The 13631-nt window shown below is 68.9% G+C and carries 14 protein-coding genes, 2 pseudogenes and 1 riboswitch; of the genes and pseudogenes, 10 read left to right on the top strand and 6 right to left on the bottom strand.

The window, feature by feature from the left end; translation table 11 throughout:
* Both IE157_RS12625 and IE157_RS12620 read right to left on the bottom strand, forming a co-directional pair.
* A protein-coding gene (locus IE157_RS12625; protein WP_404820648.1) for an IS3 family transposase occupies window positions 1-1284 on the bottom strand; the annotation gives its coding sequence in 2 pieces (ribosomal slippage) (window positions 1-969 and window positions 969-1284; 1285 coding nt annotated over the 2 pieces). This gene is flagged as partial in the annotation.
* A gap of 66 nt (window positions 1285-1350) precedes the next feature.
* Window positions 1351-1476 (bottom strand): annotated as a pseudogene (locus IE157_RS12620) (IS3 family transposase); the annotation flags it as partial.
* 191 nt (window positions 1477-1667) lie between these two features.
* Between IE157_RS12620 and IE157_RS12615 the strand changes: the two are divergent.
* Both IE157_RS12615 and IE157_RS12610 read left to right on the top strand, forming a co-directional pair.
* On the top strand, window positions 1668-1817 hold the full coding sequence (locus tag IE157_RS12615; RefSeq protein ID WP_159450063.1) for a hypothetical protein: 150 nt from the start codon (window positions 1668-1670) through the stop codon (window positions 1815-1817).
* Between the two features lie 346 nt (window positions 1818-2163).
* The gene (locus IE157_RS12610; protein WP_231559544.1) at window positions 2164-2712 is read left to right on the top strand and encodes a DUF3093 domain-containing protein; all 549 of its coding nucleotides are present in this window, start codon (window positions 2164-2166) and stop codon (window positions 2710-2712) included.
* Window positions 2713-2751: 39 nt separating this feature from the next.
* Here IE157_RS12610 and IE157_RS12605 read toward each other — a convergent pair whose 3' ends face one another.
* The 3 genes and pseudogenes from IE157_RS12605 to IE157_RS12595 all read right to left on the bottom strand — a co-directional run bounded on the left by IE157_RS12605 (window position 2752) and on the right by IE157_RS12595 (window position 5605).
* Window positions 2752-3447: a metal-dependent transcriptional regulator gene (locus tag IE157_RS12605; RefSeq protein ID WP_019311257.1), complete on the bottom strand. Its 696-nt coding sequence runs from the start codon at window positions 3445-3447 to the stop codon at window positions 2752-2754.
* A gap of 44 nt (window positions 3448-3491) precedes the next feature.
* A pseudogene (locus IE157_RS12600) lies at window positions 3492-4772 on the bottom strand (Nramp family divalent metal transporter).
* Between the two features lie 191 nt (window positions 4773-4963).
* The gene (locus IE157_RS12595) at window positions 4964-5605 is read right to left on the bottom strand and encodes a methyltransferase family protein (RefSeq protein WP_019311260.1); all 642 of its coding nucleotides are present in this window, start codon (window positions 5603-5605) and stop codon (window positions 4964-4966) included.
* A gap of 115 nt (window positions 5606-5720) precedes the next feature.
* On the opposite strand from IE157_RS12595, the gene IE157_RS12590 reads away from it, so the two are divergent.
* The gene (locus IE157_RS12590; protein ID WP_019311261.1) at window positions 5721-6053 is read left to right on the top strand and encodes an ArsR/SmtB family transcription factor; all 333 of its coding nucleotides are present in this window, start codon (window positions 5721-5723) and stop codon (window positions 6051-6053) included.
* Window positions 6050-6748 carry a cation transporter gene (locus IE157_RS12585; protein ID WP_019311262.1) on the top strand — a complete coding sequence of 233 codons (699 nt, stop codon included), beginning with the start codon at window positions 6050-6052 and terminating at the stop codon, window positions 6746-6748. Before IE157_RS12590 ends, IE157_RS12585 begins: the two co-directional genes overlap by 4 nt.
* 55 nt (window positions 6749-6803) lie before the next feature.
* Here the strand turns inward: IE157_RS12585 and IE157_RS12580 are convergent, their stop codons facing one another.
* Entirely contained in the window at window positions 6804-6956 is a 153-nt protein-coding gene (locus tag IE157_RS12580; RefSeq protein WP_156125410.1) for a hypothetical protein, read from the bottom strand.
* A gap of 387 nt (window positions 6957-7343) precedes the next feature.
* Window positions 7344-7497: riboswitch (cyclic di-AMP (ydaO/yuaA leader) on the top strand.
* A 5-nt stretch (window positions 7498-7502) separates the two neighbouring features.
* Here IE157_RS12580 and IE157_RS12575 point away from each other — a divergent pair.
* The 6 genes from IE157_RS12575 (at window position 7503) to IE157_RS12550 (ending at window position 13295) form a co-directional block, all read left to right on the top strand.
* The gene (locus IE157_RS12575) at window positions 7503-8162 is read left to right on the top strand and encodes a C40 family peptidase (protein ID WP_019311264.1); all 660 of its coding nucleotides are present in this window, start codon (window positions 7503-7505) and stop codon (window positions 8160-8162) included.
* Between the two features lie 455 nt (window positions 8163-8617).
* A complete protein-coding gene (locus tag IE157_RS12570; protein ID WP_085108715.1) occupies window positions 8618-8986 on the top strand; it encodes an ArsR/SmtB family transcription factor in 369 nt (122 codons plus the stop codon).
* Window positions 8983-9897: a cation diffusion facilitator family transporter gene (locus IE157_RS12565; RefSeq protein ID WP_019311266.1), complete on the top strand. Its 915-nt coding sequence runs from the start codon at window positions 8983-8985 to the stop codon at window positions 9895-9897. The genes IE157_RS12570 and IE157_RS12565 overlap by 4 nt, the downstream gene beginning before the upstream one ends.
* Window positions 9898-9945: 48 nt before the next feature.
* Window positions 9946-10632, top strand: a complete 687-nt coding sequence (locus IE157_RS12560) for a DsbA family protein (RefSeq protein ID WP_019311267.1) — start codon at window positions 9946-9948, stop codon at window positions 10630-10632.
* A gap of 91 nt (window positions 10633-10723) precedes the next feature.
* Complete coding sequence (locus IE157_RS12555; protein ID WP_019311268.1) at window positions 10724-12655, top strand: cytochrome c oxidase assembly protein; 1932 nt, start codon at window positions 10724-10726, stop codon at window positions 12653-12655.
* Window positions 12648-13295: a vitamin K epoxide reductase family protein gene (locus tag IE157_RS12550; RefSeq protein ID WP_085108717.1), complete on the top strand. Its 648-nt coding sequence runs from the start codon at window positions 12648-12650 to the stop codon at window positions 13293-13295. Before IE157_RS12555 ends, IE157_RS12550 begins: the two co-directional genes overlap by 8 nt.
* Window positions 13296-13631: the final 336 nt, after the last annotated feature.

The following is a 13631-nucleotide window of genomic DNA, read 5'->3' as shown; positions in this document are numbered from 1 at the left end:
TCCAAGCCGACCGCGAACACCTGGTCGGAATCAAATAGCGCGAGTCTCCATCAGACCCAGGGCGCTTCATAGCGGACGCAGCGGTCTCGTAGGCGTTCGGGGCGATGTTGCCGATCGCGGAGTGGCGGCGGCGGGTGTTGTAGCGGTTCGCCCACCGGAACACGGCCCGGTAAGCCGTGGCCTGGTCGGGGAACGCGGGGCGACCCTCGAGCAGCTCGCGCTTGAGAGCCGCGTTGAACGATTCGGCCAAGGCGTTGTCCGCGGACGAGCCGATCGCGCCCATCGACTGGGTCACCCCGAGCCGCTCGCAGAGAGTTGCGTACGACTTCGAGGTGTAGACCGACCCGTGGTCCGAGTGGAAGATCGCGCCGCGCAGAGTGCCGCGCTCGCGCCGCGCGGTCCTGAGCGCGTCCTCGACGAGTTCGGTGCGCATGTGCCCGGCCATGCTCCACCCTGCCAGCTTCCGCGAGCCCAGATCGATGCAGGACGCGAGGTAGAGATTCGTGCCGTCGGCGATGGGCAGGTAAGTGATGTCGCCCACGTAGCGGCGGCCCGGCTCCCCAGCGGTGAAGTCTCGGCCGACCAGGTCGGGGAACTTCCGGTCGGACTGGTCCGGCACCGTAGTCTTCACGCGCTTGCGCAGGCGGATGCCGGCCAAGCCGTGCTGACGCATCACGCGGGCCACCCGCTTGTGGTTGACCCGCTCGTCGGCAGGCGCGTCCTCGTTGAGGTCGGCGGTGATCCGCGGCGCCCCGGATGCGCGGTCCCCGCCCTGCTGCGGGTCTTGCAGCGCCCGGATCCGTGCCGCCAGCGCCGCGTCCGCTGCCACCCTCGCGGCCCGTTGCGGCGCGGCGGCCAGCCATGCGTAGAACGACGACCTCGCGATCTCCACGACCTCGCACAACCGCTTCACGCTCCAGGCGTCCTTGTGGTCCTCAACGAACTGGAAGCGGTTCACCAGTTCGTCTCCCCGGCGAAATACTTCGCCGCCTGGCGCAAGATGTCCCGCTCCTCGGCGAGCTTGGCCTGCTCGGTCCGCAGCGCCGCGTTCTCGGCCTCCAGCCGGGCGATCCGCGCAGCCTGCGACTCCGGCCGACCGGCCGGCGCGGCCGTGGGCGCCCCCGCGGTCGTGGTCCTAGAGCCGAGCTTGTCGACCCACTCCTTCAACGAGCCCCGGGACACGCCCAGATCCGCCGCGATCCCCTTGAGCGTCGCGCCCGGCGTGGACTCGTACAAGTCCACCGCCCGGCGACGGAACTCGTCGGTGTAGTTCTTCCTGGCCATCCTTGGATTCTCGCTTCCCCAGCATCGTGCTGGATACCGCGTGTCCAAGATCAAGGGTCAAGCCCCCTGCTCGGATATCCCAAGCTCCCGACACACCGCGGCGATGTCGCTGCCGTCGGCGAGCATCCTGTCGGCCTGCCCGAGCTTGCGGACGACCTGCTCCGGGGTGTGACGCTTCCTGCTGTTCGACATGATCTGACCAGTCTCCCTGCCCGCAACCACGGGCGACAGGACGACTCCCAGAACCACCGGACCTAAAAAACGGGGTCAGCCCAGCTACACCAAGGTGCAGGTGAAGCAGTACTACTACGCCGAGGACAAGTACGGGAATTCTCACGAGCACGGCAGTGACTACTACCAGTACAGCTTCAACCACCACGGCGGTGAAACCTGGGGCGGGGGGGCAGTGGCGCCACTTCAATCACCACCAGGACAAGAAGGTGTACCACGTGGTCAAGTACCGCTACTGGGACGGTCACGGCTGGTCGGACTGGTACAAGGACGTGAGCCACAAGACCGGCCTCGGGCACTGATCGCGCTTTGGTGGGGGCCATCCAGCTTGTGGCTGGCCCTCACCCACATAACATCGGTGAGGGCCCCATCCGCACGCTGTCGTGGCTGGTGACAGCACCCCGCAGCATTGCTCTTGCACCACTGGATGCAATTCTTGGGCAGCAGAACCGTGGCCTCCAGGTCCTCGACGGGGGCTCCCGAAGTGCCGGGTATCGATGAACACTCCTCACTTGTCGCCCATCACAAAGTCATTTCTGGGTGGGGCAGTGATCGGGCCGAACCAGAAACCCCAGATCGGACGGGATCTGCTCCCCGGGATCACGGACCAGAAGGTCCGCGGGGGCGCTGTCATGAGAGGGTTGCAGCATGTCCCATCCTGCGTCCCCCGGCGTCTGCCCACCCGATGAGTCCCGCAGCGCCCAGGGATCCTCCCCGGCCGAACCTGGGGCCGAAAACCTTCCCGCGAAGGCCGCCCCTGGGGCGGTCCTGTACGAGGAACGGTTGTCGGCCGCGTGGTGGATGTGGTTGCTCGTGCTCTTCGCGGGCCTGGTGGGTTTCATTGCCCTGGCCCCGATCAACATGTGGGCCGGGACGGCCGTCGGGGCCGTGGTCGCCGGCGGCACTGCGGTGGCGTTGATTGTTTCGAGCACCGGGATCGTGATCACCGGGGAGTCGTTGCAGGTGGGGCGGGCCCGTATCGAGCGTCGGTTTGTGGGCGAGGCCGAAGCGTTTCGCGGCAGCGCCGTGCAACGGGTGCGGGGCCCCGAGCTTGACGCCCGCGCCTACATGAACTTCCGCGTCTCCGTGGGCCCGGTGGTCCGCATCCAGATCACCGATCCCGTGGATCCCACCCCTTATTGGTTGACCTCGACCCGTCACCCGGAGCGCATCGTCGAGATCCTCTCCGCCGGCTGAGACCGGCGTCCTGTGAGGGGCTCGTCCGGTGACCAGCTCTCAGAGGCTCCGGAGAGTATTGAGGATGGTGATGGGTGTCACCCAGATGGCCTCGGCTTCCACCGGGGCCAGATCGATCGCGGTGTGCTGGTTCCCCGGTACACCGGTGGTTCCGCTGGCTCCCTGGGCGATGACACGAAAAGGCCCGCCCGGCACGAGGCCGCAGGCGCGGAACCGGGTCAGGAGTTGCGGGTCGGCATCAGAGAGACGAACGATCTCGTATCGTCCCGGCCTCGCCCTGGTGAGCCGGGTGGTGTTGAGTGGGCGGCGGGTGCGTCCCTGCGCGGTGGGGATCGGGTCCCCGTGCGGATCGGCCGTAGGCTGTCCCAGCTGGGCGTCGATGCGCTCGATCATCGCGTCGGAGACGGCGTGCTCGAGACGTTCGGCCTCGTCGTGGACCTCCTCCCACGGATACCCCAGGGTGGTGACGAGGAAGGTCTCCAGCAGTCGGTGCCGGCGCACCATCGCGACCGCGTACGCGCGCCCCTGCGGGGTGAGGGTGACGGGTTTGTAGGGCTGGTACTCGACGAGCCCCTGGGCGGCCAGTCGCTTGACGGTGTCGGTGACGTTGGGGGCGGAGGTCCCCATCCGCGCCGCCAGGGCTGTGGTGGTGATCGGCGGGTCGCCCCATTCGGTGGCCGACCAGATCGCCTTGAGATAGTCCTGGGCGACCGGGGTGATCTCACTCAAGTCCATGGGATCCACGCTACCGAGTGCCGCGCCGGAGCTGCCGGGCCCACTCAATCGGCCCCGGTGGCGGTCAGGATGATCAGCGCCAGATTCAACGACACGATCAGGGCCACGACCACCCAGGCGGCGACAGTCAAGGCCACCTTGTTCACGAAGGCGCCCATCAGATCCCGGTTGCTGCTCAGTCGCACCAACGGGATCAGGGCGAAAGGGATGCCCAGGCTCAGCAGCACCTGGGACAGCACCAGCGCCCAGGTCGGGTCCCCCCCGACGGCGATGATGACCAGGGCCGGGATCAGGGTGATCAGCCGGCGGGTGAACACCGGGATGCGCACGTGCAGCAACCCGCCCATGATCGCTGATCCGGCGTAGGAGCCCACCGAGGTCGAGGCCAGACCGGAGGCCAGCAACCCGATGCCGAAGGCGACCCCGACGGCCGGGCCCAGGGCGGCGGTGATCGCCGCATGGGCTCCTTCGATGCTGTCGGTGCCGGGCACCCCGGCGAGATTGCCCGCGGCCAAAAGCAGCATCGCGATGTTCACCGACCCGGCCACGAGCAGGGACAGCAGCACGTCCCACCGGGTGGCGGTCAGCAGCCGCGGCAGGGCCTCGGCGGGCACCGAGTGCCCGTGGCGGTCCCGCGCCAGGGCGGAGTGGGCGTAGATGGCGTGGGGCATCACCGTGGCCCCGAGCATGCTCGCGGCCAGCAGGACCGTCGGGGTGCCCTCGAACCGTGGGACGATCCCGGCGACGGCCTCGTCCCACGACACGGGGCCGAAGAACAGGCCGGTGACGAAACCGGCGGTGACGATCGCCAGTAGGCCGGTCACGACGAACTCGAAAAACCGAGGGCCCCGGCGGGTCTGCAGGACCAGCAGCAGCATCGAGATCACCCCGACGATCACGCCCCCGGCCAGCAGCGGGATCCCGAAGAGGATGTGCAGGGCGATCGCCCCGCCGATTACCTCGGCCAGGTCAGTGGCCGCGGCCACCAGCTCGGCCTGGACCCAGTAGGCCAGCCGCCAGCCCCGGGGCAATCGGTCGCCCAGCAACTCGGGCAGGCTCGATCCGGTGACCAGCCCGACCTTCGCCGAGAGGTACTGGATGAGTACCGCCATGGCATTGGCGGCCACCAGCACTCACACCAACAGGTACCCGTACTGGGCGCCGGCGGTGAGGTTCGCCGCGACGTTGCCCGGGTCCACGTAGGCGACCGCGGCCACGAAGGCTGGACCCAACAACCAGGGCAGCGGTTGGCGGCGCACCCACCGCTCTCCTGGGGAAGTGGCGGCAACACCTGTTGAGCCGGTGCGCCCGGTCCCGGTCCTCATAGAAAGTTAAGCTATACGAACTTTTCGGCGCGGGGAATGGGGGCCCGGCCTCGAGGGCTTGGTCATGCCCCCAAACGTGCGCGCGCAGGAGGGGCTGGGCGCCTCGACAGCCGATCACAGGGGCATGGAACTCCGGACGGTGCTGGTCTCCTGGGGTGGGGGAACTGTCGGCCAGTGGTGGGGTCCTGGGTTCAGGGGGTCAGCTCGCCCAGGGGTGCGGGGCGGAGTCGGCCGAGACCGGGCATGAACCGGCCGACATGAGCGGCGTAGGAGGCGTAGGCCTGTCGGTGGGTGCTCAGCAGGTAGGGCTCTTCGACGAGACGGACCTGCAGCTCCACGGCCACCAGCAAGCACAGCCACGCCGCTGCAGTGACCACGGTGGGCACCAGGAGGGTCAGGCCGGCCAGGGTGGTGAGCATCGCGGTGAAAATCGGGTTGCGGACCACGGCGAAAGCCCCGGTGGTGACCAGCTCGGTGCGTTCGGTGGCGTCGACACCCACCCGCCAGGAGGCGCCCATGCCGGCCTGGGCGGCTAGTACACCGAGGAAACCCACCACGGTGACGACCGCCCCGGCCCAGGACAGTGCTTGCGGGAGCCGGGGTGCGGCCACGGTGCCGGTGAGGGCCAGGACGGGCCCGGCCGCACCGAGAACCAGGGCGGCCGCGAACAGGATCCCGCCCCACCACTCGGGCGAGCCGGGCGCCCCGCTCACCCCGCGGAAGCCGCTGGAGCCGGTGCGGCGCCGGTGGATCCACGACCGCACACCGAAGGCGGTCACCAGGCCGGCCAGGTACAGGCCCAGCGCCAGAGCCGGGGCCACTTCCGACATCATCACGGTCCTCCTCGATCCGGCAAACGCAGCACGCCCCGGGTGACCCGCTGGTGCGCCCGAGGAGTGCCAGCAGGCCACCCCTCAACAGTACACAGAAACCTGTACCGTAGGGGGGATGACCGCGGTGACCCCCACCCATACTTCGGCCCTGTCCCGGTTGGGCCATGCTCTCTCGGACGGGACCCGGACCCGGATCCTGCTGTCCCTCCGAGACGCCCCGGCCCGGCCCTCGGAACTGGCTCAGGCCCTGGGGGTGTCCAAGCAGGTGATCTCCAACCAGCTGGGGTGCCTGCGCGGGTGCGGGCTGGTGACCTCCACCGCCGAGGGGCGCAGCACCTGGTACTCCCTGGCCGATCCCCGCCTCGGGGCTGCCCTGGGGGACCTGCTGGAGCTGGTGGTCACCGTGGACCCGACCTGCTGCTCCCCGGAAGGATGCACCTGCACATGACCTCCCTGACCCTGGACCCCAAGCCCATCGCCGATGCACGCCGGGCGGTGCTGCACCGCAGGGTGCGCTGGATCGTGGCCGGCACCATCACCTACAACGTGCTCGAGGCGGTCATCGCCCTGACCGCCGGCACCATCGCCTCCTCCTCGGCGCTGATCGGCTTCGGCCTGGACTCGATCGTGGAGGTCCTCTCCGCGGCGGCGGTGGCGTGGCAGTTCGCCGCCCCGGACCCGCACCGACGGGAAAAGGTGGCGATGCGGGTGATCGCGTTCTCCTTCTTCGGCCTGGCTGCCTTCGTCACCGTCGATGCGATCCGCGCCCTGCTCGGGGCCGCCGAGCCGGAACACTCCCCGGTCGGGATCGCCCTGGCCGCGGTGAGCCTGCTCATCATGCCGTTCCTGTCCTGGTTCGAACGCCGCACCGGCCGGGAGCTGGGCTCTGCTTCTGCGGTGGCCGATTCCAAGCAGACCCTGCTGTGCACCTACCTCTCCGCCGTGCTGCTGGTAGGCCTGGTGCTCAACAGCACCCTGGGCTGGTCCTGGGCCGACCCGCTGGCTGCGCTGGTGATCGCCGCCGTGGCGGTCAAGGAGGGGCTGGAGGCCTGGCGCGGAGACGCCTGCTGCACTCCCGTTGCGGTCCTCACCGCCGAGGACGGTGCACACTGCGGTGGATGCGGTCCCAACTGCGCCCACTGAGCACGGTCGGCACGCGTCGGCGCCCCGAGACGAGGACGCCGGGGCGCACGGCTTCTCAGGAACCGAGGTAGACGGAGATCGCGGCGAACAGCGCAACTCCGCCGGTGAGCAGGATCGGTCCCGGCACGCTGGTGTCGCCTTCGTGGGCTTGGTCGGGCATCTCCTCGACCACAACGCTGGCTAACGTTCCGCCAGTCAGTGCGAGCATGGACAGAGCCCAAATTTCCGGGGCTTGATGCAGCGCGAAATATCCCAGGATGGCCGCGGGCTTCGCTCTCGATCCACCCGCCGCGCCTTTTGAAGTGGCTCCTGTCCCCACCGCTGTGTGGGCGACGACTCCCCGCGCAGCGTCCACGCACCAACAAGCCACCTCACTCAAAGCGCAGAGCGCCCCGCCTTTCTCGGGAAATTAACAGGAAAAAGCCGACAACAATTCAGGTCTTCATCAAGCCTTGACCACTTCTTTACGATCTCTATACATTCCCGAATCGGATTGTGATTGTTTCGTAATCTCCTTGTACTCTTCAGTGCGTGCCGACCACTGATCCTGTCGGCGCCCTCGTGGCACATCGCCGAGTTCTGCCGGTGCTCGGGGTTCCTGAAGAGAAATCGCTTGGCAGAAGCGGGGGAACCATTACCGGTCCCGGTGTACCGGGGCCTTGGGGTTAAGTCTCAGAGCGCGTGCGTTCTGCGGCCGGGTGTCTCCCACCCGCATCCGACAGCTCACCTCGTAGGCAAAGGGAGGAACTCCACCATGTCGCTTTTCAAGCAGCACACTGCCCGTCACCGCGCCCAGACCTCCTCGCGCGCCGTGCGTACCACCACCGTCGTCGCCGCCGCCGGCGCAGCGCTGGTGGGCTCCATCGCTCCGGCCCAGGCCTACGCCGAGATCCCCGCCGCCTCCGGGTCCTCCTATGCGGCTCCGGCCTCGGCGATGGCCGATCTGGCCTCCTACACCACCCCGGCCCCGGTCGCCGCGCAGCCCGCCGCCCCCGTCGACCAAGCCCCGGCCCCGCAGCAGAGCGCCGCCACCTCGAGCGTGAGCCCGCAGTCCACCGCCATCACCGAGATCGCCCCGGCCGCCGGCGGCATCGTGGGCACGGCCATGCAGGGCGTGGGCACCGGCTACGTCTGGGGCGGGACCTCCTTCGGGGCCTGGGACTGCTCCGGATTCACCGGCTGGGTCTACGCCCAGAACGGCATCGACATCCCCCGCACCAGCTTCCAGCAGATCGCCGCCGCCACCCCGACGTCCAACCCGCAGCCTGGTGACCTGGTGTCCCAGAACGGCGGCAACCACATCGGCATCTACATCGGTGGCGGCAAGATGGTCTCGGCGCTGAACCCGACCCAGGGCACCTTCGTCCACTCCGTCAACGCCATGCCCGTCGACGGGTACTACACCTACCGGTGAGTCTCGCCGATGTGGTGAAGGCCGGCCGGTGGGCTCATCCGTCAGGTGCGGAGTGCCCCGCCAGGATCATCGTCGATGGACCGCATGGGTGCACTCGGATGGACCGCATGGGTGCACTCCGCAGCTGTAGCCGCAGACTCGAACGATTGCCACGATCCTGTCGATGTGCACACGCCAGCGAATCGGCACACGGGGAGCAGTCCTGCGGAGAGGATCGGAGAGTGCTCATGGCCTTGCCCTGTCTTCCGCTGGACGCGGGCAGTGCTTATCCTGCTCCGCCTCGGCATTGGAGCGAGAGCCCTTAGGGTGCAGCGATGGCTCGGGGGACGGGGATGCCGCAGTGGCGGACGGCACCCCCGTCCGCCCTCACCGTATGAATACGAGCTGGACATTGCCCGATCATCAAGGGAAGCCCCTCATCTCCTTTGATACAGATTCTGCTGTACGGTTATTGGATGAGGATCTTGTCCCCGGTCGCGGCGATGTCCCGTTTCGGCAAAGCACTGGCCGATCCCACCCGGGCCGCGGTGCTGCTGCAGCTGCAGCAGGGCCCAGCGGTGCCCTCGGAACTGGCGGCCCGGATCGGGGTGAGCCGGCGGATCGTGTCCAACCACCTGGCCTGTCTGCGCGACTGCGGGTTGGTCGTGGGCGTGCCGGTGGGGCGCAACGTGCGCTATGAACTCTCGGACCCCAAGCTGGCCCACGCGTTGGAGGACCTGCTGGGCACTATCCTCACCGTCGAACCGGTGTGCCGGTGCGGGACACCCGAGTGCGCCGCCGAGGCCCTCGCCGATGACGCCACCACCCAGGAGATTCCGGTATGAGCGGCGAGCACGATCATTCCCACGCCGGCGCCGGGCGGAGGGGGAAACTGGCAGTGGTGTTCGCCATCACCGCCACGATTATGGTCGCCGAGATCATCGGTGCGGTGGTCTCGGGCAGCCTGGCGCTGCTGGCCGATGCCGGGCACATGTTCACCGACTCGGCCGGGCTGCTCATCGCCCTCACCGCCGCGACCCTGGCGCTGAAACCGGCCACGGACAAACGCACCTGGGGGTACCAGCGCGCCGAGATCGTCGCCGCGGCCGCCCAGGCCTCGGTGCTGCTGGCTGTGGGCGGGTTCATCGCCGTCGAAGGGGTGCGCCGGCTGTTGGAGCCCCCCGAGGTCGAGTCCACGGCCATGCTGTGGTTCGGGGTGGTCGGGCTGGTCGGCAACATCATCGGGCTGGTCATCCTCGCCTCGGGCCGGGGGGAGAACCTGAACATGAAGGCCGCGTTCCTGGAGGTGGCCAACGACGCCCTGGGCTCGGTAGCGGTGATCGTCTCCGCGATCGTCATCGCCACCACCGGGTGGACCCGGGCGGATGCGGTCGTGTCCTTGTTGATCGCCGCCCTGATCGTGCCGCGGGCTCTGATCCTGCTGCGCGACACCATCGAGGTCCTGATGGAAACCACCCCGAAGGGCCTGGACCTCGAGCAGGTCCGCACCCGCTTGGAAGCCCTGCCGCACGTGGTCGGTGTGCACGATCTGCACGCCTCGCGCATCGACTCCGACACCCCGGTGCTCTCGGCCCACGTCACCGTCCACGACGGCTGCCTGAACGCTGAGCACGCCGGGGTCGTCCTGGCGGATCTGCAGGCCTGCGTGGCCCGTGACTTCGACGTAGCCATCGAGCACTCCACCTTCCAGATCGAACCGGCCTCCCACCGCCACGATGAGACCCTCCACCCCTAGCCCCCTCCACCGGTACGCCCTGCTGCCGGAGACAGAACGGACACCCCTGTGAGTACTACCGCCAGCCCGCCCACCCCAAAGCAGAAGCCCTCCAAGGCCAAGATCATCGTGTGGGTCCTCCTGGTCGCCGTCGTGGCCGCCGTGGCCATCCCGATCCTCATCGCCCGTGCCAACTCCACCCCCGAAACGGTGCCCCAGGGCCAGGGGCAGGTCGTGCGGGAGAACAGCCGGGTGCTCTCCCAGGCACCGGACGAACAGGCCGTGCTGGTGGAGTTCCTGGACTATGAGTGCGAAGGGTGCCGGGCCGCCTACCCCGTCATCGAGGAGCTGCGGGCCGAGTACGCCGACACCGTCACCTTCGTCCACCGCTACTTCCCGCTGCCGGGCCACCGCAACTCCATGAACGCCGCCCTCGCGGTCGAAGCCGCCGCCCAGCAGGGACAGTACGAGGCGATGTACCAGCGTATGTTCGAGACCCAGGAACAGTGGGGGGAGTCGGCCGAGGACCAGAGCGCGGTCTTCCGCGGCTTTGCCGAAGACCTCGGCCTGGACATGGCCGCCTTCGACGCCGCGGTGGCTGATCCGGCCACCCAGGAGCGCATCGAGCTCGATGTCGCTGACGGTGAGGCTCTGGGGGTGGGTGGGACTCCCACGTTCTTCCTCGATGGGGAAGTGCTCAACCCCGAGTCCCTGGAAGGCTTCCGGGACGCCGTCGAAACCGCAGCCACCGACTGACCCAATGGTCACCCCACCCCACACGCCCACCCCGCCGGTGGTCCTCCCCCCGCCTCCCGGCCCGACGCCGACTGGACGGCGCCGGCGCGCCATGGCTGCCGTCTACATCGGTATCGGGGTGGGGACCTTGGCCGTGCTGTGGGTGGCCCTGGGATCCTCCGGGGCCACCGCGCCCCGGGAAGTGCTCGATCCCGGGGTCCTGGTGCGCTGGGGGTTGCCGCTGGCCACGACCGTGCATCACCTGGCCATGGGCATCACCTGGGCCGGGCTGGTCTTCGCCACCACCGTGGTGCCCCGGTCCACTCCGGTCCCCGGAGCGGGACAGACCAGGGCCGAGCACCCGGCCTTCGCCCGGGCCATGACGGTGGCTGCGGCCGCGGCCGCGGTGTGGACCCTGGCGGCGGTGGCGATCATCGTGCTCAGCTACGCCGACACCATCGGGGCTCCCGTGTCCGGCTCGGCCGAGTTCACCGGGCAACTGGGTTACTACGTGACCCGCCTGATCCCCGGCCAAGCATGGGCCGTCACCGCGGTGGCCGCGGCACTGACCACCACCCTGGCCGTGCTCGTTCGTTCCCCGGCGGCGGTGGCCGCCACCGCCCTGGTGGCCCTGGCCGCCGTCATCCCGCTGTCCCAACTGGGACACGTGGCCGGGGTCGATGATCACAACGGGGCCGTCAATGCTCTGGCCCTGCACCTGCTCGGTGCCGGGATCTGGACCGGCGGGATCATCGTGCTCGCCCTGCTCGCCCCGCTGCTGACCGCCCCCGCCACCGGCCACGGGTCAGCCCGGACCGTGCTGGAACGCTTCTCGGCCCTGGCCGGGGTGGCTTTCGTCCTGGTGGCTGTCTCGGGAGTCATCAACACCGTCTACCGGATCGGTGGCTGGGACGGGCTGGACTCCGGCTACGGGGCGCTGGTGATCGCCAAGACGATCGCCACCGTGGCCCTGGGCGTGCTGGGGTACCTGAACCGCCGGGCGATCACCGCCGGCACCCCGACGCTAGGCCGGGTGTGGCGGCTGATCACCGTGGAGGTCTTCATCCTCTGCGCCGTGATGGCCCTGGGCGTGGCCCTGGCACGCACCCCCACCCCGGTGCCTCTGGAGAGACAACCTGACATCACCCCCGCGGAGATCCTCACCGGCTACCTCCTGCCCCCGCCCCTGAGCTTCTCCGGTTGGTTCACCCAGTGGCGCGTCGACTGGCTGTGGATCGCCGTGGCGATCCTCGCGGCTTGCCTCTACCTGGGCGGGGCCCGACACCTGCGCCGCACCGGCGCACCATGGCCGGTGGCACGCACGGCCGCATTCCTGGCCGGTCTGGTGCTGCTGGTCTACGTCACCTGCGGAGCGATGGCCCTCTACGCCCCGATCCTGTTCAGCGTCCACACCGCCGCCCACCTGCTGCTGAGCTTCCCGGTGCCGCTGCTGCTGATCGCCGGAGCGCCCGGCCGCCTGGCCGCGGCCCTGGTTCCGGTCCGCACTGACGGCAGCACCGGGTGGTGCGAGCTCGCCGCTGCATGGCGCACCTCCCGGGCCGGGGCCCTGCTGGCTCACCCGGCCCCGGCCGGGATCCTGATGCTGGCCGGGCTGGGCGTCTTCTACTACACCCCCGCCTTCGCCGTGGCCCTGCACACCCACGTCGGCCACGAGCTGATGAACACCACCGCCGTGGCCCTGGGCCTGATTTTCGCTACCGCCGCGCTGGCCGCCCCACCGGACCGCAGAGCGGTGCGCACGCAGGCCTTGGTGCTGCTCGCGGTGGCCACCGTGCTGGGGATCTGGGTGGTGTTCACGGCCCTGTCACCGACGGTGATCCAACCAGAGTGGTTCTCCGGACTCGGCCGAGACTGGGGGCCTTCTCCGCTGGCGGATCAACAATCCGCGGCCCATTCCATCCTCTTGGCCGGGGTCCTGCCCCTGTTGGCCGCGGCCCTGGCCGTCCTGGCTCGAAGACACCAGCACGGCACCACCGACGCCACCGTTGATCGAGGAACCCCCAAGGACATCCACCATGGCTGAAACCACCACCAGCGCCCACCGCCACCCAGGCGCCGGCCCGGTCGCCGAGGAGCACCTGCCCGGATTCGCCCGTCGCCGCCCCTTCGCCCTGGTCCTGTTGGTGACCGGGGTGATCGGGTGGGTCGCCTCGGCGATTCTGGTGCTCGAGCGCCTTCAGCTCTACAAGGACCCGGGCCACGTCACCAGTTGTGACATCAACCCCTGGGTGTCCTGCGGGCAAGTCATGGGCACCTGGCAGTCGGAGCTCTTCGGCTTCCCCAACCCGCTGATCGGCATCGTCGCCTTCGCGGTGGTGATCACCACCGCCATGACGATCCTGGCCGGGGCCCGCCTCGGGCGCTGGTACTGGGCGGGCCTGCAGGTCGGGGTCACTCTCGGGGCGGTGCTCGTGATCTGGCTGTGGTCCCAGGCCCTGTTCGCGATCTACATCCTGTGCCTGTACTGCATGATCGTGTGGGCGGCGATGATCCCGCTGTTCCTCCTGCTCACCGTGCGCAACCTCGCCCACGGCGTCATCCCCGCCCCGCCCCGGTTGGTGCGCTTCGCCACCGAGTGGGCCTGGACCCTGGTGGCCATCGCCTACGTGGCCGTGGCTGCCTCGGTGTTCTTCCGCTTCTTTTCTACCTTCACCGGCCTCTGACCCACCCCTGAACGATTCCGGCCATAGCGCCCCTTCAAAGATGCCATGGCCACGATGTCCAGCGACCCGACAACTGCCCCCTGGATCTTGCCGCAGCACCTGCTGTTGGATGTCCTCGAACAACAGCCAGAGGGCCCCTGCCATGGCAGGGGCCCTCTGGCTGTTCCCGACGGTGCCGCGCATCCGGTGACACGACGCGCTCCGTTTGAGGGATGGAAGCGACCACCATTAGTGGGACACCCACGCCAGTGCTGCCCCTGCTCATCGTGAAGCGCCGTGAGTTTGTTGGAGGCTCCTGACCTTGGAAACGAGGATGGAGTTATGCCGAAGGAACTG

Source organism: Kocuria marina (assembly GCA_014652975.1).
Lineage (GTDB): Bacteria > Actinomycetota > Actinomycetes > Actinomycetales > Micrococcaceae > Kocuria > Kocuria marina.
This window is presented reverse-complemented; position numbering and strand designations above follow the sequence as displayed.

What these genes read in the sequence shown, in the direction of transcription:
- IE157_RS12590 (WP_019311261.1), top strand. Translation starts at nt 5,721, where the DNA reads ATGACCGCGGTGACCCCCACCCATACTTCGGCCCTGTCCCGGTTGGGC.
- IE157_RS12585 (WP_019311262.1), top strand. Translation starts at nt 6,050, where the DNA reads ATGACCTCCCTGACCCTGGACCCCAAGCCCATCGCCGATGCACGCCGG.
- IE157_RS12570 (WP_085108715.1), top strand. Translation starts at nt 8,618, where the DNA reads ATGAGGATCTTGTCCCCGGTCGCGGCGATGTCCCGTTTCGGCAAAGCA.
- IE157_RS12605 (WP_019311257.1), bottom strand. Translation starts at nt 3,447, where the DNA reads ATGGACTTGAGTGAGATCACCCCGGTCGCCCAGGACTATCTCAAGGCG.
- IE157_RS12610 (WP_231559544.1), top strand. Translation starts at nt 2,164, where the DNA reads ATGTCCCATCCTGCGTCCCCCGGCGTCTGCCCACCCGATGAGTCCCGC.
- IE157_RS12575 (WP_019311264.1), top strand. Translation starts at nt 7,503, where the DNA reads ATGTCGCTTTTCAAGCAGCACACTGCCCGTCACCGCGCCCAGACCTCC.
- IE157_RS12555 (WP_019311268.1), top strand. Translation starts at nt 10,724, where the DNA reads ATGGCTGCCGTCTACATCGGTATCGGGGTGGGGACCTTGGCCGTGCTG.
- IE157_RS12580 (WP_156125410.1), bottom strand. Translation starts at nt 6,956, where the DNA reads ATGCTCGCACTGACTGGCGGAACGTTAGCCAGCGTTGTGGTCGAGGAG.
- IE157_RS12550 (WP_085108717.1), top strand. Translation starts at nt 12,648, where the DNA reads ATGGCTGAAACCACCACCAGCGCCCACCGCCACCCAGGCGCCGGCCCG.
- IE157_RS12595 (WP_019311260.1), bottom strand. Translation starts at nt 5,605, where the DNA reads ATGATGTCGGAAGTGGCCCCGGCTCTGGCGCTGGGCCTGTACCTGGCC.
- IE157_RS12565 (WP_019311266.1), top strand. Translation starts at nt 8,983, where the DNA reads ATGAGCGGCGAGCACGATCATTCCCACGCCGGCGCCGGGCGGAGGGGG.